This is a genomic window from Shigella flexneri 2a str. 301, assembly GCF_000006925.2.
Classification (GTDB): Bacteria; Pseudomonadota; Gammaproteobacteria; order Enterobacterales; family Enterobacteriaceae; genus ECMA0423.
Map to the genome: position 1 here is coordinate 355,632 of NC_004337.2, position 22,969 is coordinate 378,600.

At 49.2% G+C, this 22,969-nt stretch carries 22 protein-coding genes and 1 pseudogene; 13 read left to right on the forward strand and 10 right to left on the reverse strand.

Features of this window, described 5'->3' with window-relative positions; genetic code table 11:
* Positions 1-3: 3 nt before the first annotated feature.
* The 5 genes from tgt to yajD all read left to right on the forward strand — a co-directional run bounded on the left by tgt (position 4) and on the right by yajD (position 4,819).
* On the forward strand, positions 4-1,131 hold the full coding sequence (tgt, locus tag SF0343) for a queuine tRNA-ribosyltransferase (RefSeq protein NP_706294.1): 1,128 nt from the start codon (positions 4-6) through the stop codon (positions 1,129-1,131).
* A 22-nt stretch (positions 1,132-1,153) separates the two neighbouring features.
* Positions 1,154-1,486, forward strand: coding sequence for a preprotein translocase subunit YajC (gene yajC / locus SF0344; RefSeq protein ID NP_706295.1), 333 nt, complete (start codon positions 1,154-1,156; stop codon positions 1,484-1,486).
* Positions 1,487-1,513: 27 nt separating this feature from the next.
* The gene (secD, locus tag SF0345; RefSeq protein NP_706296.1) at positions 1,514-3,361 is read left to right on the forward strand and encodes a preprotein translocase subunit SecD; all 1,848 of its coding nucleotides are present in this window, start codon (positions 1,514-1,516) and stop codon (positions 3,359-3,361) included.
* Between the two features lie 10 nt (positions 3,362-3,371).
* Positions 3,372-4,343 (forward strand): preprotein translocase subunit SecF, encoded by a 972-nt coding sequence (gene secF / locus SF0346; RefSeq protein ID NP_706297.2) that lies wholly within the window; start codon positions 3,372-3,374, stop codon positions 4,341-4,343.
* Between the two features lie 128 nt (positions 4,344-4,471).
* Positions 4,472-4,819: a hypothetical protein gene (gene yajD / locus SF0347; protein NP_706298.1), complete on the forward strand. Its 348-nt coding sequence runs from the start codon at positions 4,472-4,474 to the stop codon at positions 4,817-4,819.
* 176 nt (positions 4,820-4,995) lie between these two features.
* On the opposite strand, the gene tsx is transcribed toward yajD, so the two are convergent.
* Both tsx and yajI read right to left on the reverse strand, forming a co-directional pair.
* The gene (tsx, locus tag SF0348; RefSeq protein NP_706299.2) at positions 4,996-5,880 is read right to left on the reverse strand and encodes a nucleoside-specific channel-forming protein Tsx; all 885 of its coding nucleotides are present in this window, start codon (positions 5,878-5,880) and stop codon (positions 4,996-4,998) included.
* A gap of 297 nt (positions 5,881-6,177) precedes the next feature.
* Positions 6,178-6,777, reverse strand: coding sequence for a hypothetical protein (gene yajI / locus SF0349; RefSeq protein NP_706300.3), 600 nt, complete (start codon positions 6,775-6,777; stop codon positions 6,178-6,180).
* Between the two features lie 90 nt (positions 6,778-6,867).
* On the opposite strand from yajI, the gene nrdR reads away from it, so the two are divergent.
* The 6 genes from nrdR to pgpA all read left to right on the forward strand — a co-directional run bounded on the left by nrdR (position 6,868) and on the right by pgpA (position 10,973).
* Positions 6,868-7,317 (forward strand): transcriptional regulator NrdR, encoded by a 450-nt coding sequence (gene nrdR / locus SF0350; RefSeq protein ID NP_706301.1) that lies wholly within the window; start codon positions 6,868-6,870, stop codon positions 7,315-7,317.
* Between the two features lie 3 nt (positions 7,318-7,320).
* Positions 7,321-8,424, forward strand: a complete 1,104-nt coding sequence (gene ribD, locus SF0351) for a bifunctional diaminohydroxyphosphoribosylaminopyrimidine deaminase/5-amino-6-(5-phosphoribosylamino)uracil reductase (protein NP_706302.1) — start codon at positions 7,321-7,323, stop codon at positions 8,422-8,424.
* Between the two features lie 88 nt (positions 8,425-8,512).
* Positions 8,513-8,983 carry a 6,7-dimethyl-8-ribityllumazine synthase gene (gene ribH, locus SF0352; RefSeq protein NP_706303.2) on the forward strand — a complete coding sequence of 157 codons (471 nt, stop codon included), beginning with the start codon at positions 8,513-8,515 and terminating at the stop codon, positions 8,981-8,983.
* A 19-nt stretch (positions 8,984-9,002) separates the two neighbouring features.
* Positions 9,003-9,422 (forward strand): transcription antitermination protein NusB, encoded by a 420-nt coding sequence (gene nusB, locus SF0353; protein ID NP_706304.1) that lies wholly within the window; start codon positions 9,003-9,005, stop codon positions 9,420-9,422.
* 77 nt (positions 9,423-9,499) lie between these two features.
* Positions 9,500-10,477: a thiamine monophosphate kinase gene (thiL, locus tag SF0354; RefSeq protein NP_706305.1), complete on the forward strand. Its 978-nt coding sequence runs from the start codon at positions 9,500-9,502 to the stop codon at positions 10,475-10,477.
* Positions 10,455-10,973, forward strand: a complete 519-nt coding sequence (gene pgpA / locus SF0355) for a phosphatidylglycerophosphatase A (RefSeq protein ID NP_706306.2) — start codon at positions 10,455-10,457, stop codon at positions 10,971-10,973. Before thiL ends, pgpA begins: the two co-directional genes overlap by 23 nt.
* Before the next feature lie 110 nt (positions 10,974-11,083).
* Here the strand turns inward: pgpA and SF0356 are convergent, their stop codons facing one another.
* The 4 genes from SF0356 to xseB are packed head-to-tail and all read right to left on the reverse strand — an operon-like array spanning position 11,084 to position 15,084.
* Positions 11,084-12,001: a reductase gene (locus tag SF0356; RefSeq protein ID NP_706307.1), complete on the reverse strand. Its 918-nt coding sequence runs from the start codon at positions 11,999-12,001 to the stop codon at positions 11,084-11,086.
* Positions 12,002-12,055: 54 nt separating this feature from the next.
* The gene (gene dxs, locus SF0357) at positions 12,056-13,918 is read right to left on the reverse strand and encodes a 1-deoxy-D-xylulose-5-phosphate synthase (RefSeq protein NP_706308.1); all 1,863 of its coding nucleotides are present in this window, start codon (positions 13,916-13,918) and stop codon (positions 12,056-12,058) included.
* Between the two features lie 24 nt (positions 13,919-13,942).
* Complete coding sequence (ispA, locus tag SF0358; protein NP_706309.1) at positions 13,943-14,842, reverse strand: geranyltranstransferase; 900 nt, start codon at positions 14,840-14,842, stop codon at positions 13,943-13,945.
* Positions 14,842-15,084, reverse strand: coding sequence for an exodeoxyribonuclease VII small subunit (gene xseB, locus SF0359; RefSeq protein NP_706310.1), 243 nt, complete (start codon positions 15,082-15,084; stop codon positions 14,842-14,844). Before xseB ends, ispA begins: the two co-directional genes overlap by 1 nt.
* A gap of 205 nt (positions 15,085-15,289) precedes the next feature.
* Between xseB and SF0360 the strand changes: the two are divergent.
* Positions 15,290-16,739: pseudogene (locus SF0360) on the forward strand.
* A 53-nt stretch (positions 16,740-16,792) separates the two neighbouring features.
* Here SF0360 and thiJ read toward each other — a convergent pair.
* Positions 16,793-17,389 (reverse strand): oxidative-stress-resistance chaperone, encoded by a 597-nt coding sequence (gene thiJ / locus SF0361; protein NP_706312.1) that lies wholly within the window; start codon positions 17,387-17,389, stop codon positions 16,793-16,795.
* Complete coding sequence (gene apbA / locus SF0362; protein NP_706313.1) at positions 17,346-18,257, reverse strand: 2-dehydropantoate 2-reductase; 912 nt, start codon at positions 18,255-18,257, stop codon at positions 17,346-17,348. Before apbA ends, thiJ begins: the two co-directional genes overlap by 44 nt.
* A 167-nt stretch (positions 18,258-18,424) precedes the next feature.
* On the opposite strand from apbA, the gene yajQ reads away from it, so the two are divergent.
* Complete coding sequence (gene yajQ, locus SF0363) at positions 18,425-18,916, forward strand: nucleotide-binding protein (protein ID NP_706314.2); 492 nt, start codon at positions 18,425-18,427, stop codon at positions 18,914-18,916.
* A gap of 59 nt (positions 18,917-18,975) precedes the next feature.
* Here yajQ and SF0364 read toward each other — a convergent pair whose 3' ends face one another.
* Positions 18,976-20,706, reverse strand: a complete 1,731-nt coding sequence (locus SF0364) for a hypothetical protein (RefSeq protein NP_706315.1) — start codon at positions 20,704-20,706, stop codon at positions 18,976-18,978.
* Between the two features lie 52 nt (positions 20,707-20,758).
* A complete protein-coding gene (locus tag SF0365; protein ID NP_706316.2) occupies positions 20,759-22,912 on the reverse strand; it encodes a hypothetical protein in 2,154 nt (717 codons plus the stop codon).
* Between the last annotated feature and the right edge of the window lie 57 nt (positions 22,913-22,969).

Below are 22,969 nucleotides of genomic sequence, written 5' to 3' on the forward strand. Positions count from 1 at the left end.
AAAATGAAATTTGAACTGGACACCACCGACGGTCGCGCACGCCGTGGCCGCCTGGTCTTTGATCGTGGCGTAGTGGAAACGCCTTGTTTTATGCCTGTTGGCACCTACGGCACCGTAAAAGGGATGACGCCGGAAGAAGTTGAAGCCACTGGCGCGCAAATTATCCTCGGCAACACCTTCCACCTGTGGCTGCGCCCGGGCCAGGAAATCATGAAACTGCACGGCGATCTGCACGATTTTATGCAGTGGAAAGGACCGATTCTTACCGACTCCGGCGGCTTCCAGGTCTTCAGCCTTGGTGATATTCGTAAAATCACCGAACAGGGCGTTCACTTCCGTAACCCGATCAACGGCGACCCGATTTTCCTCGACCCGGAAAAGTCGATGGAGATTCAGTACGATCTTGGTTCGGATATCGTCATGATCTTTGATGAGTGTACGCCGTATCCTGCTGACTGGGATTACGCAAAACGCTCTATGGAGATGTCTCTGCGTTGGGCGAAGCGTAGCCGTGAGCGTTTTGACAGTCTTGGTAACAAAAATGCGTTATTTGGTATAATTCAGGGCAGTATTTACGAAGATTTACGTGATATATCTGTTAAAGGTCTGGTAGATATCGGCTTTGATGGCTACGCTGTCGGCGGTCTGGCTGTGGGTGAGCCGAAAGCAGATATGCACCGTATTCTGGAGCATGTGTGTCCGCAAATTCCGGCAGACAAACCGCGTTACCTGATGGGCGTTGGTAAACCGGAAGACCTGGTTGAAGGCGTACGTCGCGGTATCGATATGTTTGACTGCGTAATGCCAACCCGCAACGCCCGAAATGGTCATTTGTTCGTGACCGATGGCGTGGTGAAAATCCGCAATGCGAAATATAAGAGCGATACTGGCCCACTCGATCCTGAGTGTGATTGCTACACCTGTCGCAATTATTCACGCGCTTACTTGCATCATCTCGACCGTTGCAACGAAATATTAGGCGCGCGACTCAACACCATTCATAACCTTCGTTACTACCAGCGTTTGATGGCGGGTTTACGCAAGGCTATTGAAGAGGGTAAATTAGAGAGCTTCGTAACTGATTTTTACCAGCGTCAGGGGCGAGAAGTACCACCTTTGAACGTTGATTAATATTAATAATGAGGGAAATTTAATGAGCTTTTTTATTTCTGATGCGGTAGCGGCAACGGGTGCACCGGCGCAAGGTAGCCCGATGTCTTTGATTTTGATGCTGGTGGTATTCGGTCTGATTTTCTATTTCATGATCCTGCGTCCACAGCAGAAGCGCACCAAAGAACACAAAAAGCTGATGGACTCCATTGCCAAAGGTGATGAAGTTCTGACGAACGGTGGCCTGGTTGGTCGCGTAACCAAAGTAGCGGAAAACGGCTACATTGCTATCGCGCTGAATGACACCACTGAAGTAGTTATTAAACGTGACTTCGTAGCTGCCGTCCTGCCGAAAGGCACCATGAAGGCGCTGTAATTAAAATTTTTCCCTAAGGGAATTGCCGTGTTAAACCGTTATCCTTTGTGGAAGTACGTCATGCTGATCGTGGTGATTGTCATCGGTCTGCTGTATGCGCTTCCCAACCTGTTTGGTGAGGATCCGGCTGTTCAGATCACTGGTGCGCGCGGAGTCGCCGCCAGTGAGCAAACGCTGATCCAGGTCCAGAAAACGTTACAAGAAGAAAAAATAACTGCTAAGTCTGTGGCACTGGAAGAGGGCGCTATTCTTGCGCGCTTCGACTCCACTGACACCCAGTTGCGCGCTCGTGAAGCATTAATGGGCGTTATGGGTGACAAATACGTCGTGGCGCTTAACCTTGCCCCGGCAACGCCGCGCTGGCTGGCAGCTATTCATGCTGAGCCGATGAAGCTCGGCCTTGACCTGCGTGGCGGCGTTCACTTCCTGATGGAAGTGGATATGGACACCGCGCTTGGCAAACTCCAGGAACAAAATATCGATAGCCTACGCAGTGACCTGCGCGAAAAGGGCATCCCGTATACCACTGTTCGTAAAGAAAACAACTACGGCCTGAGCATCACTTTCCGCGATGCTAAAGCTCGTGATGAAGCCATTGCGTATCTGAGCAAGCGCCATCCGGACCTGGTGATTAGCAGCCAGGGCAGCAACCAGCTGCGTGCGGTAATGAGCGATGCTCGTCTGAGTGAAGCGCGTGAATATGCGGTGCAGCAGAACATTAATATCCTGCGTAACCGTGTAAACCAACTTGGCGTGGCGGAGCCGGTGGTTCAGCGTCAGGGTGCTGACCGTATCGTTGTTGAACTGCCCGGTATTCAGGACACTGCGCGTGCGAAAGAGATTCTGGGCGCGACGGCAACGCTGGAATTCCGTCTGGTAAACACCAATGTTGATCAGGCCGCTGCGGCATCCGGTCGCGTACCGGGCGACTCTGAAGTGAAACAGACCCGCGAAGGTCAGCCGGTTGTGCTGTACAAACGCGTAATTCTGACTGGTGACCATATCACCGACTCCACTTCCAGCCAGGACGAATACAACCAGCCGCAGGTTAACATCTCGCTCGATAGCGCTGGTGGCAACATTATGTCTAACTTCACCAAGGACAACATCGGCAAACCGATGGCAACCCTGTTTGTGGAGTACAAAGACAGCGGTAAGAAAGATGCAAATGGTCGTGCGGTTCTGGTGAAACAGGAAGAGGTGATTAACATCGCCAACATCCAGTCTCGTCTGGGTAACAGCTTCCGTATCACCGGCATCAACAACCCGAACGAAGCCCGTCAGCTGTCACTGCTGCTGCGTGCCGGTGCGTTGATCGCGCCGATTCAGATTGTTGAAGAACGTACAATTGGCCCGACCCTGGGTATGCAGAACATTGAGCAGGGGCTGGAGGCTTGCCTTGCCGGTCTGCTGGTTTCTATTCTGTTCATGATCATCTTCTATAAGAAGTTTGGTCTGATTGCGACCAGTGCTCTGATTGCCAACTTGATCTTGATCGTCGGTATTATGTCGCTGTTGCCAGGCGCAACACTGAGTATGCCAGGTATCGCGGGTATCGTCTTAACCCTTGCGGTAGCGGTCGATGCGAACGTACTGATCAACGAACGTATTAAAGAAGAGTTGAGCAACGGACGTACTGTTCAACAGGCAATTGATGAAGGTTATCGTGGCGCATTCAGTTCTATCTTCGATGCGAACATCACCACGCTGATTAAAGTCATCATCCTGTACGCAGTGGGTACCGGGGCAATTAAAGGGTTCGCGATTACTACCGGTATCGGTGTGGCGACGTCGATGTTTACCGCGATTGTCGGTACGCGTGCCATCGTAAACCTGCTATATGGCGGCAAGCGCGTCAAGAAGCTGTCAATCTGAGGAGTGCGATGTGGCACAGGAATATACTGTTGAACAACTAAACCACGGCCGTAAAGTCTATGACTTTATGCGCTGGGACTACTGGGCTTTCGGCATCTCTGGTCTGCTGTTAATCGCTGCTATCGTTATTATGGGCGTGCGCGGCTTTAACTGGGGGCTGGATTTCACCGGTGGTACGGTTATCGAAATTACGCTCGAAAAACCGGCTGAAATTGACGTAATGCGTGATGCATTGCAAAAAGCCGGTTTTGAAGAGCCAATGCTGCAAAACTTTGGTAGCAGCCACGACATCATGGTCCGTATGCCGCCTGCTGAAGGCGAAACCGGCGGTCAGGTGCTGGGCAGCCAAGTTCTGAAGGTGATTAACGAATCCACCAATCAGAATGCAGCAGTGAAGCGTATTGAGTTCGTCGGTCCGAGCGTGGGGGCTGACCTTGCGCAAACCGGTGCGATGGCGTTGATGGCAGCGCTGCTGTCTATCCTCGTGTACGTAGGTTTCCGCTTTGAGTGGCGACTGGCGGCAGGGGTGGTTATTGCGCTGACGCACGACGTTATCATTACGCTGGGTATTTTGTCGTTATTCCATATCGAGATTGACCTGACCATTGTGGCATCGTTGATGTCGGTTATCGGTTACTCGCTTAACGACAGTATCGTGGTATCGGACCGAATTCGTGAAAACTTCCGCAAGATCCGTCGCGGTACGCCTTACGAAATCTTTAACGTGTCCTTGACCCAGACGCTGCACCGTACCTTGATCACATCCGGTACTACCTTGATGGTTATCCTGATGCTGTATCTCTTCGGTGGTCCGGTACTGGAAGGCTTCTCGCTGACCATGCTTATCGGTGTTTCCATCGGCACTGCATCTTCCATCTACGTAGCATCTGCGTTGGCTCTGAAACTGGGTATGAAGCGCGAACACATGTTGCAGCAGAAAGTGGAAAAAGAAGGGGCGGATCAGCCGTCAATTCTGCCTTAATCAAGTTCCCGTTGATGTTGAAAATCCCGGTCAGAAGATCGGGATTTTTTTTGATGTATGGAGATTGCGAAAATCCCCGCATCTTGGGTAACTGCGCGTAACCATACATTTCATCCAGGTAACTTTTCATGGCTATCATCCCAAAAAACTATGCACGGTTAGAAAGCGGCTATCGCGAAAAAGCATTAAAAATCTATCCGTGGGTCTGCGGTCGCTGTTCCCGCGAGTTTGTTTATTCTAACCTGCGTGAACTTACCGTTCACCACATTGATCACGACCATACCAATAACCCGGAAGATGGCAGTAACTGGGAATTGTTGTGTCTCTATTGCCACGATCATGAGCATTCGAAATATACCGAAGCGGATCAGTATGGTACGACCGTTATCGCAGGGGAAGATGCGCAGAAAGATGTCGGTGAAGCGAAGTACAACCCATTCGCTGACCTGAAAGCGATGATGAACAAGAAGAAGTGATTAAAACGTAAAATTGCCTGATGCGCTACGCTTATCAGGCCTACGTTATTTCAGCAATATATTGAATTTACGTGCTTTTGTGGGCCGGACAAAGCGTTTACGCCGCATCCGGCATGAACAAAGCACACGTTGTTAACAATCAGAAATGCCGGGAATAAATCCCGGCATTTTCATAATCAGAAGTTGTAACCTACTACCAGGTAACCACCCCAGCCGGTAGAGCGAACGTTGAAGTTGCCGTTGCCGAAGTTCAGTTCTGCATCGTCGTTCCACTGACCACCGTCGTGCCAGTAACGAGCTACGACAGAGTAGTGCCAGTGATCGTAGTTCAGAGCCAGAATATGGCTGGAAGCGATAGAGTTATTAGTACGGGTCTTAATACCGTTGATTGCGTTACCGCTGTCATCCCCTAAATCGGAACCCCAGTCGAAGTTGGTGAAGCCGATGTAGCTCAGCTGACCGCCCCACAGATCGGTAATCGGCACAAAGTATTTAATTTTGAAACGGTAACCGTCCCACTCGTTTTCGTTCGCTGCGCCATAGTTCTGCCACTGGTATTTCGCATAGACGTTCATGGACAGGCTCATCGGCAGGCCAGTGTCGATATCGGTACCCAGACCCATGTACCAGGTGCTCTGGCGACCATCTTTATTACGACCCATGTCGTAAATGTAGTTGTTCGCGAAGTACCACTCTTTGAACGGACCGAAGCTAAGGTCAGTATTGGTCAGCTTGTCGATGGAGAAACGTGGTTCGATTTCCATAAACAGCGGAGAACCGTGGTTCCAGATACCTTTAGCATCGGAGTTACCGCCGAAGAATACCGGCGCATCCGCATAACCATAGAAGTCGAACCAGTCTTTTTTAGCGAATGCTTCGTACTCAAGGTAGGTATCGTTGCGGATCTGCGGTCCGAAACGGGTGTGATAGCTTCCGACAACGTTAACGCTCTGGTGCCACCAGTCGGAAAGATACTGCGGTTTGTCGTTTTCAGCTGCGTTGACAGTAAAAGACGAAGAGAGCGCCAGTACCGCACCGGCTGCCAGTAATGTTTTTTTCATATGTATGCCACTGTTTGAAAATCCCTTGCGGGAGTGAAAAAGGCGCAAATTGCGTTTCTAAATATTTCGTATACAGAGGAGCCTATTATAAAAATCATTGCTCACAAAAATATGTTTCGTTTCACAGTTCTATCATTTACGTAATCGATTGCGTTCACGTTTACACACATTCGGGCGGGGATTGTACTGACTTTCGCCCTTGTTGCAAACTTTTACTATCAATCCAGGTGATGTAAGCAGAGTAACAAAATGACGGGGAAGATGTTGCGGGACGCACAAAATCGTCCCGAAATACGTTTACTGCATAACAGGTTGAATGTCGTGGATACGTACAAAGCCTAACTGATCCACAGAAATCCCCTTTAATTGTAACGGAATATCAACATCGCTGGGGGCGAGGACGCTGGCAGGGGCATTAATCAATTGATTCTGCACATTGATTTCCTGAAAGTTGTCTATTGTTCCCTGAATTTGCCCATATTCAACAGTTCCGCTGAATGCGGGCAAGGGATCATTCGACTCACCCTGAATACGTAGTGTAAGGGTGGTGCCATCTGTATCAGGCGTAATATTCACCAGCGACATACGTAAAGTACCGATCTGGCTTTCCAGTCTTGCCGGTGTTTTCGCTCCAGGCAGAAGGTAAACCCCACTGCTGGATTTTGCATTCAGCCTGTTTTGCTGAGTGATTTTGACTGTTTCTTGATTGAGTTGCGTCATCTCCTGGTTCAGCGTGCTGACGCTGTGTTTCATCTGTCGCACTTCACTTTGCTGCACACAGGCGCTAAGGCTGAACAGGCTTCCCAGCAGGAGCAGTCGAAAAACGTTAGTATTCATAGGTCGTCCCTTTCTCGTCGCAATTAGCCTAATGGTAGAGGGTAAAAGCAGCGAAAGCATCGATCCTTTATCTCAAAAGCGTTGCGCCTTTGGTGTATCGTCAGGTCACGGTAAAATAGATTTCCGTTTACCACCTGGTCAGTACGCTGTATGCATTGCCCATTCTGTTTCGCCGTGGACACTAAGGTAATTGACTCTCGTCTCGTGGGCGAGGGTTCATCCGTACGCCGCCGTCGGCAGTGTCTGGTGTGTAATGAACGTTTCACCACCTTTGAAGTGGCGGAGCTGGTTATGCCGCGTGTTGTAAAAAGCAACGACGTGCGTGAACCGTTTAATGAAGAGAAATTGCGTAGCGGAATGCTGCGGGCGCTGGAAAAACGTCCGGTGAGTTCCGATTACGTTGAAATGGCAATCAATCATATTAAATCGCAGCTGCGCGCCACCGGTGAGCGCGAAGTACCGAGCAAGATGATTGGCAATCTGGTGATGGAGCAATTGAAAAAGCTCGATAAAGTCGCCTATATCCGTTTTGCCTCTGTCTACCGCAGTTTCGAAGATATCAAAGAATTTGGCGAAGAGATCGCGCGCCTGGAGGACTAAGCCGTGCAGGACGAGTATTACATGGCGCGGGCGCTAAAGCTGGCGCAACGAGGACGTTTTACCACCCACCCCAACCCGAATGTCGGGTGCGTCATTGTCAAAGATGGCGAAATTGTCGGTGAAGGTTACCACCAACGAGCGGGTGAACCACATGCCGAAGTACACGCGTTGCGTATGGCGGGTGAAAAAGCCAAAGGCGCAACGGCGTATGTGACACTCGAACCCTGTAGCCATCATGGCCGTACGCCACCGTGCTGTGACGCACTCATCGCCGCTGGCGTAGCGCGCGTGGTCGCAGCGATGCAAGATCCTAACCCGCAGGTCGCTGGGCGTGGACTTTACCGTCTGCAACAGGCTGGCATTGACGTCAGCCACGGGCTGATGATGAGTGAAGCCGAGCAATTGAATAAAGGCTTTCTCAAGCGGATGCGCACCGGCTTTCCTTATATTCAGTTAAAACTTGGCGCATCGCTTGATGGCCGCACGGCGATGGCGAGCGGCGAAAGCCAGTGGATCACTTCGCCTCAGGCGCGGCGCGACGTACAACGACAGCGCGCACAAAGTCATGCCATTTTAACCAGCAGCGCCACGGTGCTGGCGGATGATCCAGCCTTAACAGTGCGTTGGTCTGAACTGGATGAACAAACTCAGGCGCTCTACCCGCAACAAAATCTCCGCCAGCCAGTACGTATTGTGATTGATAGCCAAAATCGCGTGACGCCGGAACATCGCATTGTGCAGCAGCCCGGCGAAACCTGGTTCGCGCGTACGCAGGAAGATTCTCGTGAGTGGCCGGAAACGGTGCGTACCTTGCTGATTCCAGAGCATAAAGGTCATCTGGATCTGGTTGTACTGATGATGCAACTGGGTAAACAGCAGATTAACAGCATCTGGGTGGAAGCGGGGCCAACGCTCGCTGGCGTATTGCTACAGGCGGGTTTAGTCGATGAGCTGATTGTCTATATCGCACCTAAACTATTAGGCAGCGACGCCCGTGGATTATGCTCGCTGCCAGGGCTTGAGAAATTAGCCGACGCCCCCCAATTTAAATTCAAAGAGATACGTCATGTAGGCCCGGATGTTTGCCTGCATTTAGTGGGTGCATGATCTCCCGGCTCGAAAGGGAAGCAGCGCACGAAATATTATGCTAAAATCCGCCCCCCTGCGGGGCCATACTCGAACCCGAAGGAAGAAAATGAACATTATTGAAGCTAACGTTGCTACCCCGGACGCTCGCGTCGCCATCACCATCGCGCGTTTCAACAACTTTATCAATGACAGCCTGCTGGAAGGTGCAATTGACGCACTGAAACGTATCGGTCAGGTAAAAGATGAAAACATTACCGTTGTTTGGGTGCCTGGTGCCTATGAGCTGCCGCTGGCGGCGGGTGCACTGGCTAAAACCGGTAAATACGACGCGGTGATTGCGCTGGGTACGGTTATTCGTGGTGGCACTGCCCACTTTGAATATGTCGCTGGTGGTGCAAGCAACGGCCTGGCGCATGTTGCCCAGGACAGCGAAATTCCGGTTGCTTTTGGGGTTCTGACCACTGAAAGCATTGAACAAGCGATCGAACGTGCTGGCACCAAAGCTGGCAACAAAGGTGCAGAAGCTGCACTGACCGCGCTTGAAATGATTAATGTATTGAAAGCCATCAAGGCCTGAAATTAGTAAGGGGAAATCCGTGAAACCTGCTGCTCGTCGCCGCGCTCGTGAGTGTGCCGTCCAGGCGCTCTACTCCTGGCAGTTGTCCCAGAACGACATCGCTGATGTTGAATACCAGTTCCTGGCTGAACAGGATGTAAAAGACGTTGACGTCCTGTACTTCCGTGAGCTGCTGGCCGGGGTGGCGACTAACACCGCATACCTCGACGGACTGATGAAGCCCTACCTGTCCCGCCTGCTGGAAGAACTGGGCCAGGTAGAAAAAGCAGTACTGCGCATTGCGCTGTACGAACTGTCTAAACGTAGTGATGTGCCATACAAAGTGGCCATTAACGAAGCGATCGAACTGGCGAAATCGTTCGGCGCAGAAGACAGCCATAAGTTCGTCAACGGCGTACTCGATAAAGCAGCACCTGTGATTCGCCCTAACAAAAAGTAATATCCAGGCCGGTAGATTCACGGAAGACTGTTCCATGATCGCCGGCCTTTTCTTTTTTACCTGCTGAGGCATAACGTATGGCATGTGGCGAGTTCTCCCTGATTGCCCGTTATTTTGACCGTGTAAGAAGTTCTCGTCTTGATGTCGAACTGGGCATCGGCGACGATTGCGCTCTTCTCAATATCCCCGAGAAACAGACCCTGGCGATCAGCACTGATACGCTGGTGGCGGGCAACCATTTCCTCCCTGATATCGATCCTGCTGATCTGGCTTATAAAGCACTGGCGGTGAACCTAAGCGATCTGGCAGCGATGGGGGCCGATCCGGCCTGGCTGACGCTGGCATTAACCTTACCGGACGTAGACGAAGCGTGGCTTGAGTCCTTCAGCGACAGTTTGTTTGATCTTCTCAATTATTACGATATGCAACTCATTGGCGGCGATACCACGCGTGGGCCATTATCAATGACGTTGGGTATCCACGGCTTTGTTCCGATGGGACGAGCCTTAACGCGCTCTGGGGCGAAACCGGGTGACTGGATCTATGTGACCGGTACACCGGGCGATAGCGCCGCCGGGCTGGCGATTTTGCAAAACCGTTTGCAGGTTGCCGATGCTAAAGATGCTGACTACTTGATCAAACGTCATCTCCGTCCATCGCCGCGTATTTTACAGGGGCAGGCACTGCGCGATCTGGCAAATTCAGCTATCGATCTCTCTGACGGTCTGATTTCCGATCTCGGGCATATCGTGAAAGCCAGCGACTGCGGCGCACGTATTGACCTGGCATTGCTGCCGTTTTCTGATGCGCTTTCTCGCCATGTTGAACCGGAACAGGCGCTGCGCTGGGCGCTCTCTGGCGGTGAAGATTACGAGTTGTGTTTCACGGTGCCGGAACTGAACCGTGGCGCGCTGGATGTTGCTCTCGGACACCTTGGCGTACCGTTTACCTGTATCGGGCAAATGACCGCCGATATCGAAGGGCTTTGTTTTATTCGTGACGGCGAACCTGTCACGTTTGACTGGAAAGGATATGACCATTTTGTCACGCCATAAAGATGTCGCGAAAAGTCGCCTGAAGATGAGTAATCCGTGGCATCTGCTTGCTGTCGGATTCGGAAGTGGATTAAGCCCAATCGTTCCTGGCTCGATGGGATCGCTGGCGGCGATCCCTTTCTGGTATCTGATGACCTTTTTACCCTGGCAGCTCTACTCGCTGGTGGTGATGTTGGGGATCTGTATCGGCGTCTATCTTTGTCATCAAACGGCGAAAGATATGGGCGTGCACGATCACGGCAGCATTGTCTGGGACGAATTTATTGGTATGTGGATCACGCTCATGGCGCTGCCGACCAATGACTGGCAGTGGGTTGCCGCCGGGTTTGTGATTTTCCGTATTCTGGATATGTGGAAGCCGTGGCCGATCCGCTGGTTTGATCGCAATGTACATGGCGGCATGGGGATCATGATCGACGATATTGTCGCCGGGGTGATTTCCGCAGGCATCCTGTACTTTATCGGTCATCACTGGCCGCTGGGTATTCTGTCGTAGTTGTGCACCGATGCCTGATGTGACGCTTGTCACGTCTCATCAGGCCTGGACTCTTATTTAAATCCTACGACCGCATGCGGTTTATACGGCGTTTCCAGCTCGGCAATCTGTTATGGCTTCAAAGTGATATCCACCGCGTTCAGCAGCTCATCAAGCTGTTCTTCCCGCGAAGTTCCGATAATCGGTGCGGCAATGCCCGGTTTACTTAACAACCAGGCCAGCGCAACTTGTGCTCGTGTTGCACCGAGTTCTTCACTGACGCCCGTTAACCGCTCTGCGATCTGCGCGTCATTTTCATCGCTTTCTTTATAGAGATTTTTCCCCACCTCATCAGACACCAGTCGTGCGGTAGTTTCTCCCCATGGACGCGTCAGTCGCCCCCGCGCCAGCGGGCTCCACGGAATCACCGCCACGCCCTCCTGATAACACAGAGGCAGCATCTCGCGCTCTTCTTCGCGATAAATCAGATTATAGTGATCCTGCATACTGACAAACTGCGCCCAGCAGTGCTGTTTTTGTAGTTCCAGCGCCTGAGCAAACTGCGAAGCGTGCATGGATGACGCGCCGATATAACGCGCTTTCCCGGCTTTTACCACGTCGTTCAGGGCTTCCAGCGTCTCTTCGATCGGCGTGTTGTAATCCCAGCGATGAATTTGCAGGATATCGACATAATCCATGCCGAGACGTCGCAGGCTGTCGTTGATAGAGCGCAAAATTTGTGCACGGGATAATCCTTCCGGTAAATCACCAACGCGATGGAACACTTTGGTGGCAACGACTACGTCTTCACGACGGGCGAAATCCCGCAGTGCGCGACCAACGATCTCTTCGCTGCTACCATCGGAATAGCTATTGGCGGTATCAAAGAAATTTATGCCACCTTCCAGCGCGCGTTTAATTATGGGACGGCTGCTCTCTTCCGGCAGTGTCCATGCGTGATTACCGCGATCTGGCTCGCCAAAGGTCATACAGCCGAGGCAAAGTCGGGAAACGCGAAGGTCGGTTTTTCCTAAGGGGTTGTATTGCATGCTGCCACTCCTGCCATGAATAATTTCTTAAGCATAGCAGGAGTGGAGTAGGGATTATGCCAGCCAGGCCTTGATTTTGGCTTCCATACCGGCGGCATCGAGGCCGAGTTCGGCGCGCATTTCTTCCTGAGTTCCTTGCGGAATAAAGAAGTCCGGCAGGCCAATGTTCAGCACGGGTACTGGTTTACGATGGGCCATCAGCACTTCGTTCACTCCGCTACCTGCGCCGCCCATAATGGCGTTTTCTTCTACGGTGACCAGCGCTTCATGGCTGGCGGCCATTTCCAGAATTAACGCTTCATCAAGTGGTTTCACAAAACGCATATCGACCAGCGTAGCGTTCAGCGATTCGGCGACTTTGGCCGTTTCTGGCATCAGCGTACCAAAGTTAAGGATCACCAGTTTCTCGCCACGACGCTTCACAATGCCTTTGCCAATTGGTAGTTTTTCCAGCGGCGTCAGTTCCACGCCAACCGCGTTGCCGCGCGGGTAGCGCACCGCGGACGGGCCATCGTTATAGTGATAGCCGGTATAGAGCATCTGGCGACATTCGTTTTCATCGCTCGGGGTCATAATGACCATTTCTGGTATGCAGCGCAGGTAAGAGAGATCAAAAGCGCCCTGGTGAGTTTGACCGTCAGCACCAACAATGCCCGCGCGGTCAATGGCGAACAGGACCGGTAGCTTTTGAATTGCCACGTCATGCAGCACCTGATCATAGGCGCGTTGCAGGAAGGTGGAGTAGATCGCGACAATGGGTTTGTATCCACCAATCGCCAGACCGGCGGCAAAGGTCACTGCGTGTTGCTCGGCAATAGCCACGTCGAAGTAACGATCCGGGAATTTACGTGAAAACTCGACCATGCCGGAACCTTCACGCATCGCCGGAGTAATCGCCATCAGCTTGTTGTCTTTCGCTGCCGTTTCGCACAACCAGTCGCCAAAGATTTTTGAATAGCTCGGCAAACCGCCGCTACTTTTCGGCAAACAACCGCTGGAGGGATCAAATTTAGGCACGGCGTGGAAAGTGATCGGGTCTTTTTCTGCCGGTTCATAACCACGACCTTTTTTGGTCATGATATGCAGGAACTGCGGGCCTTTCAGGTCGCGCATGTTCTTTAGCGTGGTGATAAGCCCCAGCACATCGTGACCGTCCACCGGGCCGATGTAGTTAAATCCCAGCTCTTCAAACAACGTGCCAGGCACCACCATGCCTTTAATATGTTCTTCGGTACGTTTGAGCAGCTCTTTAATGGGCGGCACGCCAGAGAAAACTTTTTTCCCGCCTTCGCGCAGTGAAGAGTAAAGCTTACCGGAAAGCAGCTGAGCCAGATGGTTGTTAAGCGCGCCAACATTTTCGGAAATCGACATTTCATTGTCGTTGAGGACCACCAGCATATCAGGACGAATATCGCCCGCGTGATTCATCGCTTCAAACGCCATGCCAGCGGTAATCGCGCCGTCGCCAATCACACAGACGGTGCGGCGATTTTTGCCTTCTTTCTCGGCAGCAACCGCAATACCAATTCCGGCACTGATGGAGGTTGATGAATGCCCGACGCTTAATACGTCATATTCGCTTTCGCCGCGCCACGGGAACGGGTGCAGACCGCCTTTCTGACGGATGGTGCCGATTTTGTCGCGGCGTCCGGTCAAAATTTTATGCGGATAAGCCTGATGTCCCACATCCCAAATCAATTGGTCAAATGGGGTGTTGTAGACATAGTGCAGCGCCACGGTCAGTTCGACCGTGCCCAGCCCGGAGGCGAAGTGCCCGCTGGAACGGCTCACGCTGTCGAGTAAATAGCGGCGCAGTTCGTCGCAGAGTTTCGGTAAACTCTCGTTCGGCAACAGTCGTAACTCCTGGGTGGAGTCGACCAGTGCCAGGGTCGGGTATTTGGCAATATCAAAACTCATCAGGGGCCTATTAATACTTATTGTTTATTTATTACGCTGGATGATGTAGTCCGCTAGCGCTTCCAGTGCCGAGGTATCGAGTGACTGTTCAGCCAGTTGTTTCAGCGCCTGACGGGCATCGTCGATCAGATCCCGGGCTTTCTTCCGGGCTTGCTCAAGACCCAGAAGTGCAGGGTAGGTACTTTTACCAAGTTGCTGGTCGGCACCCTGGCGTTTTCCCAACGTTGCAGTATCTCCTACCACATCCAGGATGTCATCCTGAACCTGGAAGGCAAGGCCGATGCTCTCTGCGTACTTGTCGAGTACTGGCAGAGCACGACGCCCTTTATCTCCGGCGCTTAATGCACCAAGGCGAACGGCGGCGCGAATCAATGCGCCGGTTTTATGACGATGAATACGCTCAAGCGCGTCCAGAGGTACGTGTTTGCCTTCCGCGTCTAAATCTAATGCCTGACCACCGCACATTCCGGCAATACCGCTGGCGCTCGCCAGTTCAGAAATCATCGAAATTCTGTCGCGATCCGACACTTCCGGCATATTGGCATCGCTTAGAATCGAGAACGCCAGCGTTTGTAAAGCGTCGCCAGCGAGAATCGCGTTTGCTTCGCCAAACTTCACATGGCAGGTCGGCAAACCGCGACGCAGATCGTCATCATCCATCGCCGGTAAATCATCATGAATTAATGAGTAAGCGTGGATACACTCTACGGCAGCAGCGGGTGCGTCCAGCGTGTTTGTGCTAACGCCAAACATATGACCGGTGGCATAAACCAGGAAAGGTCGCAGGCGCTTACCACCTAATAATGCGCCATACTGCATGGTTTCGACCACGGGAGTGTTCTGAAAGGGCAGTGGGGCGATAAAACGGCTCAGCGCCTGGTTGGCCTGCTTAACGCAGGCTTCGAGTTGCTGCGGAAAGTCCATTACTCATTGTCCGGTGTAAAAGGGGTTAGAGAGGCGTCTTCATTGTCAGACAGCAGAATTTGTACGCGCTGTTCGGCTTGTTGTAATTTGGCCTGCCCCTGACGTGCCAGCTGCACGCCGCGTTCGAACTCGTTCAGCGCCTCTTCCAGCGGCAGGTCGCCACTTTCCAGACGGGTTACAATCTGTTCCAGCTCGCTCAGCGCCTTTTCAAAGCTGGCGGGCGCCTCATTTTTCTTCGGCATAATGAATGTCTGACTCTCAATATTTTTCGCCCCGTCATGGTAACGGACTCAGGGCAAATAGCAAATAACGCGCAATGGTAAGGTGATGTGCGCAGCAAAGCGATGTTAGTGGTATACTTCCGCGCCTGGATGCAGCCGCAGGTGTGGGCTGCTGTATTTTTCCCTATACAAGTCGCTTAAGGCTTGCCAACGAACCATTGCCGCCATGAAGTTTATCATTAAATTGTTCCCGGAAATCACCATCAAAAGCCAATCTGTGCGCTTGCGCTTTATAAAAATCCTTACCGGGAACATTCGTAACGTTTTAAAGCACTATGATGAGACGCTCGCTGTCGTCCGCCACTGGGATAACATCGAAGTTCGCGCGAAAGATGAAAACCAGCGTCTGACTATTCGCGACGCCCTGACCCGTATTCCGGGTATCCACCATATTCTCGAAGTCGAAGACGTGCCGTTTACCGACATGCACGATATTTTTGAGAAAGCGTTGGTTCAGTATCGCGATCAGCTGGAAGGCAAAACCTTCTGCGTACGCGTGAAGCGCCGTGGCAAACATGATTTTAGCTCGATTGATGTGGAACGTTACGTCGGCGGCGGTTTAAATCAGCATATTGAATCCGCGCGCGTGAAGCTGACTAACCCGGATGTAACTGTTCATCTGGAAGTGGAAGACGATCGCCTCCTGCTGATTAAAGGTCGCTACGAAGGTATTGGTGGTTTCCCGATTGGCACCCAGGAAGATGTGCTGTCGCTCATTTCCGGTGGTTTCGACTCCGGTGTTTCCAGTTATATGTTGATGCGTCGCGGCTGCCGCGTGCATTACTGCTTCTTTAACCTCGGCGGCGCAGCGCATGAAATTGGCGTGCGTCAGGTGGCGCATTATCTGTGGAACCGCTTTGGCAGCTCCCACCGCGTGCGTTTTGTCGCCATTAATTTCGAACCGGTTGTCGGGGAAATTCTCGAGAAAATCGACGACGGTCAGATGGGCGTTATCCTCAAACGTATGATGGTGCGTGCCGCATCTAAAGTGGCTGAACGTTACGGCGTACAGGCGCTGGTCACCGGCGAAGCGCTCGGCCAGGTGTCCAGTCAGACGCTGACCAACCTGCGCCTGATTGATAACGTCTCTGACACGCTGATCCTGCGTCCGCTGATTTCTTACGACAAAGAGCACATCATCAACCTGGCTCGCCAGATTGGCACCGAAGACTTTGCTCGCACGATGCCGGAATATTGTGGCGTGATCTCCAAAAGCCCGACGGTGAAAGCGGTTAAATCGAAGATTGAAGCGGAAGAAGAGAAGTTCGACTTCAGTATTCTCGATAAAGTGGTTGAGGAAGCGAATAACGTTGATATCCGCGAAATCGCCCAGCAGACCGAGCAGGAAGTGGTGGAAGTGGAAACCGTCAACGGCTTCGGCCCGAACGACGTGATTCTCGATATCCGTTCTGTCGATGAACAGGAAGATAAGCCACTGAAAGTCGAAGGGATTGATGTGGTTTCTCTGCCGTTCTATAAACTGAGCACCAAATTTGGCGATCTCGCACCAGAACAAAACCTGGCTGCTGTGGTGTGAGCGCGGGGTGATGAGCCGTCTGCAGGCGCTCTATCTGCGCGAGCAAGGCTTTAACAATGTGAAGGTATATCGCCCGTAATTTGTAGTTTTTACGTCGCATCTGGTCAGATGCGACGTTTGCCGCATCCGACACTACTCGTAATAATTATAAATCCCTGCCGCCATCACCAGTTGTGATGCCACTTCATGGGCTTTCTCGCGCCCAACCAGCAGGTCGATAATTTTCAGACCAAAGTCGATAGCTGTACCCGGCCCCTGGCTGGTCAGCAATTTTACCCGTGCATCCCAGACGACGCGCTTGTCCTGCCATTGTTCAGCGGGAATTTTGTCTTTCAGCGTCGGGAAGCCGGTCATATTGCCAATCGGAAAGATATCGTGCGGCACCAGCACGGTGGCTGGCGCGGCGCAAATAGCCGCGACGATACGCCCGGAACGGTGGAACTGTTTAACGGTTTCAACCAGCAGAGTGCTATCGCGAAAACACTCCGTGCCTTTAATGCCACCAGGCAGCACGATCACGTCATATTCGCCATCAGCCACTTCGACCAGCGGCGCATCCGCCAGCAGCTTCACGCCGCGCGAGCAGGTAATTGCCAGGTTGCCATCGCTGTCGACGCTGGCAGTGGTGACTTTGATACCGCCGCGAACCAAGAGGTTGATCGTGGTGACGGCTTCAGTCTCTTCACTACCAGGGGCGAGGCAAACCAGTGCCGATGCGCTCATATTCACTCTCCTTTCTTTTTACCATTTCAAACAGGCGGGTGTTTTCCGGTACGGCAATCCCATGCGCGCGGGCGCGGCGTAAGAGAAAACCATTGATATAGTCGATTTCGGTGTGGCGCAGCGCGCGGATATCCTGCAACATCGACGAGATATTTTCTGCTGTGGCATCAATCACCTGCATCACGTAATCACGCAAATCTTCCGCTGAAGTATGATGCCCTTCGCGTTCGATCACTGCCGCGACTTCTTCGCATATTTGCATAATTTCTTGCGGATGATGACGTAATTCACCGTTCGGGCAATTCCAGATGGCAGTCAGTGGATTAATCACGCAGTTGACGGCCAGCTTGCGCCACAGCTCGGCGCGAATATTGTTATGCCAGGCAACGTCAGGCAACACGGTTTGCAAAATATCCGCCAGATAACTGTAATCGCCATCCTGTTGCCGTGCCGGACCGATATGCGTGATTCCGTTTGCCACATGAATAATGACATTGCCGTCGCGGCGGGCGGCATGGGTGGTGGTGCCCATCAGTAATGGCTGCTGAATGTTTTGCAATTCTTCGATGGTGCCCATGCCGTTGTGAATTAACAGTATTGGCGTAGTTACAGGCAGTGTGGATGCGAGGCTTTTGACGGCATCGGAAACCTGCCATGCTTTCAGCGTCACCAGGAGCAGATCGCTGGTGGCGAGAAAATCGGGATCGTTGGCGGTCAGCGATTCGTTAAATATCGAACCATCTGTCTCAACCAGATTCACACTACAATAAGGTTGCGGTACACGCAGCCAGCCCTGAACTTCATGACCCTGTTTACAAAGTGCTGTAAGCCATAATTGCCCTAAGGCACCGCATCCCAATACGGTAATTTTCATTGTTCCTCCTCACCCGCAACCACTCCGGGTGTTCAATAAGGCTATCCCTTAATTGTGCATGCTGTTGCGACTATGCACAATTAAGGGATACGTCCTGGTGCAGGACTGTTGGTTATTTAACTTTGCAGGTATTATGCTTCGCATCAAAAATGAAGGGAGAGGAAAAGATGCCATCTTTCGATATTGTCTCTGAAGTTGATCTTCAGGAAGCACGTAACGCGGTCGATAACGCGAGTCGCGAAGTGGAGTCCCGTTTTGACTTCCGTAACGTTGAATACTCATTTGAGCTGAACGACGCCAGCAAAACCATCAAAGTGTTGAGCGAGTCCGACTTCCAGGTCAATCAGTTGCTGGATATTCTGCGTGCCAAGCTGCTGAAGCGCGGCATTGAAGGCAGTTCACTGGATGTACCGGAAAATATCGTTCATAGCGGTAAAACCTGGTTTGTGGAAGCGAAACTGAAACAGGGCATTGAGAGCGCCACTCAGAAAAAAATCGTCAAGATGATCAAAGACAGCAAACTGAAAGTGCAGGCGCAAATTCAGGGCGATGAGATCCGCGTGACTGGCAAATCTCGTGATGATTTGCAGGCTGTCATGGCGATGGTGCGCGGTGGCGATCTCGGTCAGCCGTTCCAGTTCAAAAACTTCCGCGATTAACTTTCTGGATATAGCTACTGATTGTCAGGGCCACCGTGGTGGCCCTTTTGACCATGCATTTATTGAGTTGCAGAGGCGCTTCCTGATGCCCGGTCATAAAGCGACTGAATTAAAACCTGTTGCTCTGGCTCAGGTTTAATTTCCAACTTATGGTAGATTTTGCCAATCTGATAAAGTTGCTCATTACCCACGCTATCTATTTTTGTTATTGCTGGTTGTGTTGTTAATTTATTAAGCGTAAAGGTAATGTGTGCCATGCATTCTGCATTTTTTTGCATACAAATATTCTCCAACAATATCAGATTATGCATACCCAACATTTCCTCTTTTATCAATAATTCCCTGGCATTGTTCCATTCTTTGGCATTTATAAAATATTGAATCATATGATCTGTATTGAAGGCAGGGACATGCTGATGGAACACTCGGTTTGCGCTGGCAGTATCATTACCAAAACTATATAATTCGGCAAGTGATGAAAATAGTCCTCTCATTTCACTTTCAGAATGTGATTTTTGCTCTTTTATATAAAATTCTTCAGCGAAAGATGCGAGATGTTGAGCATATTTGGTTAGACCCACTTCACTAAATTTTTCACCAGTATTACTTATTATTATATCCCAGTCTTCTAATGGTTGATTACTGATCTCTTTAAGAAGAGTCGTGAAATATTTGTCCATTAGCTCATTGTCATGATGACGATACAGGATTTTTAATGCGCTGACTTTGTCTTCATAACAATACTGACTATTATAACAAGCGTATTCTGGTGCTGTCATCAGAAACGCCAGACGTTTTCTCATCAATTCCACCTCATTTAATGAATTTAATAAATTAATGAGGCTTAATTCACTTCTTGTTGATGGGGAAAAGGCAAAAATTTTATCGATAAATACTATGTAATTTGAAAGGCTGTTTTGATAGTCTTGCTGCATATCATTATTTCTATAAAACAATAAAATTCCTTCCAGAGTACTTAAGTAATTCGATTGAGATTCGGTAATGGCTTTGTGTAGACGTTGAGATAAAACCACCGCTTTTTCTTTGTTGCCATTGGCGGCGTAGATATTCATGAGTTTCAAATACTCATCACTATAATGGGATTCACGACTGCTATCTACAGCAATAGCTTTATCAAACATATTCAGCGCCTTATCGGCATAATGAATGGCGTTTTTTATATCGCCTTTTGTTTGATAACCCTCCGCAACTGTAAGTAACATGGTGACTTGCTGATAGGGTATAACAACATTATCTCCATATACAGAATTATAAATACTTATTGCCTTATCAGGAACGATCTGATATGCGACTAACACAGTCGGTAAATAATAATTCAGGGCATTCTCATCGAGGCTGAGAAGCTGCATAGCCTTTTCGGGTTGTTTGCTTTTTATCCAGCTATTGATATAGCTCTCAAAGGATGTAAGAGTAGCCGGTTTATTTAACCCAATTTTTGATAAAAAAGTTAAGGCTGTCTCTGGTGCTTCTTCTTCAGCGACTCTGGAGGCAGTTAAATCCAGATAATATTTAGCGTTTTTCGATTCTGTCTCAAGTTTGCTCAGTAAATTGTAAGCACGTTCAGGGTAGCCAGATACTAATAATTCATATTGCAAATTAAACCATTCAGCCTGCGATCTGAAGGTGGTATTTTCTTCCAGAGGTAAAGCAGAGTTTAGTTTTTTCTCGACGACAGAATAAACATCCGGCTGAGTGGGTTCGCTGGATAAAACCTGATGAGAATAAAAAACAGATAAAATCATTAATAACAAAGTAGATTTCGCTTTCATCGCAAACTATATCCTTTTCTGTTTGATGAACCTTACGTGGTCCCTGAGCGCTTTATTTTGTTTGATGTTCAAGTTCATTTAATGCTTTAAGCGCAGGTTCTATTCCACCTTCTGCCGCATTAGATAGATGAAACCTGGCTTTTTCCATATTTCTCTCAACGCCGTCACCATTCTGATACATCCTTCCCAGATAGAAATGTGCGGCAAAATTACCTTGTGCAGCTGCTTTTTTGAACCAGACACCAGCATCAGGAAGATTCTGTGGTAGTTCTTTTCCGATGAGATATAAATAGCCAATTTCCGCCTGGGCATTACTACTGCCCAGTGTTGCAGCTTGTTGCAGATATGCTAGGTATTTTTCATTGTTTGCAGGTATACCATTGCCTTTGTAGGCTGTAGCTAAAAAGTATATCGCATCAGTGTTTTTTTGCTCTGCAGATTTGGTTAACCATTTAATCCCTTCATCTATATTTGCACAGATGAATTCGTATTTCCCTAATGCAAATTGAGCACTGGAATCGCCTGTTGTTGCATTATCTTTTATTTGTGTTGGATTGTCTAAAGACGATAATTTCTGATCATTTTGATAGCATGTAATATATTTTATTCCGTTTTGATCATAAGTTTCCTCCGTACCATGTCTTTTATTATTAACATATTGCGTGGAGGTTAATAGTTTACCTGTGCGATCGTTAAACTCTTTTTCCACTCCCTGTCTGATACCATTGACGTACAGGGTTTCTTTGGTTAGTTTACCTGTGTTTTTGCTCCAGTTACGATATGCCCCATTCTCTACGCCATTTTTGTATTCGATTGAATAGGTTAATTTACCATACTTATTCCATGATTTGGCAATGCCGTCGGTTTTTCCATTCTTATAAGGGTACAAACTTTCAGGGATGCCATTTTCGTACCACTCTTCACTGTTACCATCGAGTATGTCATGTTTATAGTTTTGTGATTTTGCAAGATTACCATTTTTATACCATTGCTTAACCAGACCATTTAATTGGCCTTGCTCATCAAAATGTTTCTCCTCTTCTTTCTGCCCATTTTCATACCAGGTTTGAACAGAAATTTGTTTTCCGTCTTTATAGACGGATTTAGACAGTAACTTACCCTCTTCACTATAACGTTCGTTAGCTCCATCATACTGACCACGGGAATTTCTATTGTGTATAGAGCTTATTTTTCCGGATTGGTAGTAACTGGTATCGTTTCCAATCAACACACTTTGCTGATAGAAATTTTCCTGCATGAGTTTGCCATCAGGATAATATTCATATGCAGGACCATCGAGTTTACTATTCAGATAGCTATGTTGCTGTTTGATTTTCCCATCTTCATAAAAATGAGGGCATTCACCATCTTTAATTTTGTCGTTATTAAAATGACGTTTACTTTCAATGGCCCCATTTTCATAATATGTAATAAACTCACCGTTGATAAGACCATTAGAAAAACTTAGAGATTCATAGACGTTACCATTGCTATTGTAATAACTTTCGTATTTTCCATCTCTTTCTCCTTTTGGATTATAGTTAGCAATGTTTTTTATCTTTCCACTTTCAAACCAGGATTTAAATGAAGAAATAAATTTAGAATCGGAGAGGTTATCTGTGTCTGTATATCCTTCAAATGCAATCTGTTTAGTTGAAGACTGATTATCAGTTGATGAGATATACCATCCGGTGACTTTCCATTGTTTTTTCTCCTCGTCATAGGGTAAAGGAGATTGAATAAAATAAATTGCCAGACGTTTAGCAGTTGGTTTTAAAGTTTCATCGAGCCATACAGTAGACATTTTCTTTGTATATTCAGCACCACATAATTCTGTTGTACATACTTTTATGTCTGTCAGCATGGGAGTGCCATTACCGTCACACTGATTGATGGTCATAAAGAAATAGCGATCATCAAGAAAAGGAGTTTCTAATTTTTTTAATTTGTCGGCATAGGCTTTGTCAGTAATATCCATTGATTCTGGTCGAGCAGAAATTGAATTTGTTTCGCAAGGATTACTGGTTTTGAAATAAAAACGATCGGCAAGAACGAGTTTCATATCATGAGATAATGCTGTTTTATTTAGCTCAACATGATCGATTTGTGCAATGAAAGTTATAGTGCTTGCGGGAGGGGATTCGCTTTTTGCATATGAACTGGCGCTATACAGTAGAATGATAATAGTAAATAATGATTTGTACATGATGTATTTTCCATGTGAATAATTTATCCCTGATATTTCATAAAAAGTATAGTTTAC

Bases quoted from the DNA above. Each gene is read 5' to 3' on its own strand.
- yajD (NP_706298.1), top strand. From the start codon at position 4,472: ATGGCTATCATCCCAAAAAACTATGCACGGTTAGAAAGCGGCTATCGC.
- xseB (NP_706310.1), bottom strand. From the start codon at position 15,084: ATGCCGAAGAAAAATGAGGCGCCCGCCAGCTTTGAAAAGGCGCTGAGC.
- yajQ (NP_706314.2), top strand. From the start codon at position 18,425: ATGCCATCTTTCGATATTGTCTCTGAAGTTGATCTTCAGGAAGCACGT.
- tsx (NP_706299.2), bottom strand. From the start codon at position 5,880: ATGAAAAAAACATTACTGGCAGCCGGTGCGGTACTGGCGCTCTCTTCG.
- SF0364 (NP_706315.1), bottom strand. From the start codon at position 20,706: ATGAAAGCGAAATCTACTTTGTTATTAATGATTTTATCTGTTTTTTAT.
- ribH (NP_706303.2), top strand. From the start codon at position 8,513: ATGAACATTATTGAAGCTAACGTTGCTACCCCGGACGCTCGCGTCGCC.
- yajC (NP_706295.1), top strand. From the start codon at position 1,154: ATGAGCTTTTTTATTTCTGATGCGGTAGCGGCAACGGGTGCACCGGCG.
- pgpA (NP_706306.2), top strand. From the start codon at position 10,455: ATGACCATTTTGTCACGCCATAAAGATGTCGCGAAAAGTCGCCTGAAG.
- apbA (NP_706313.1), bottom strand. From the start codon at position 18,257: ATGAAAATTACCGTATTGGGATGCGGTGCCTTAGGGCAATTATGGCTT.
- ispA (NP_706309.1), bottom strand. From the start codon at position 14,842: ATGGACTTTCCGCAGCAACTCGAAGCCTGCGTTAAGCAGGCCAACCAG.
- thiL (NP_706305.1), top strand. From the start codon at position 9,500: ATGGCATGTGGCGAGTTCTCCCTGATTGCCCGTTATTTTGACCGTGTA.
- SF0365 (NP_706316.2), bottom strand. From the start codon at position 22,912: ATGTACAAATCATTATTTACTATTATCATTCTACTGTATAGCGCCAGT.
- nrdR (NP_706301.1), top strand. From the start codon at position 6,868: ATGCATTGCCCATTCTGTTTCGCCGTGGACACTAAGGTAATTGACTCT.
- SF0356 (NP_706307.1), bottom strand. From the start codon at position 12,001: ATGCAATACAACCCCTTAGGAAAAACCGACCTTCGCGTTTCCCGACTT.
- yajI (NP_706300.3), bottom strand. From the start codon at position 6,777: ATGCTTTCGCTGCTTTTACCCTCTACCATTAGGCTAATTGCGACGAGA.
- tgt (NP_706294.1), top strand. From the start codon at position 4: ATGAAATTTGAACTGGACACCACCGACGGTCGCGCACGCCGTGGCCGC.
- dxs (NP_706308.1), bottom strand. From the start codon at position 13,918: ATGAGTTTTGATATTGCCAAATACCCGACCCTGGCACTGGTCGACTCC.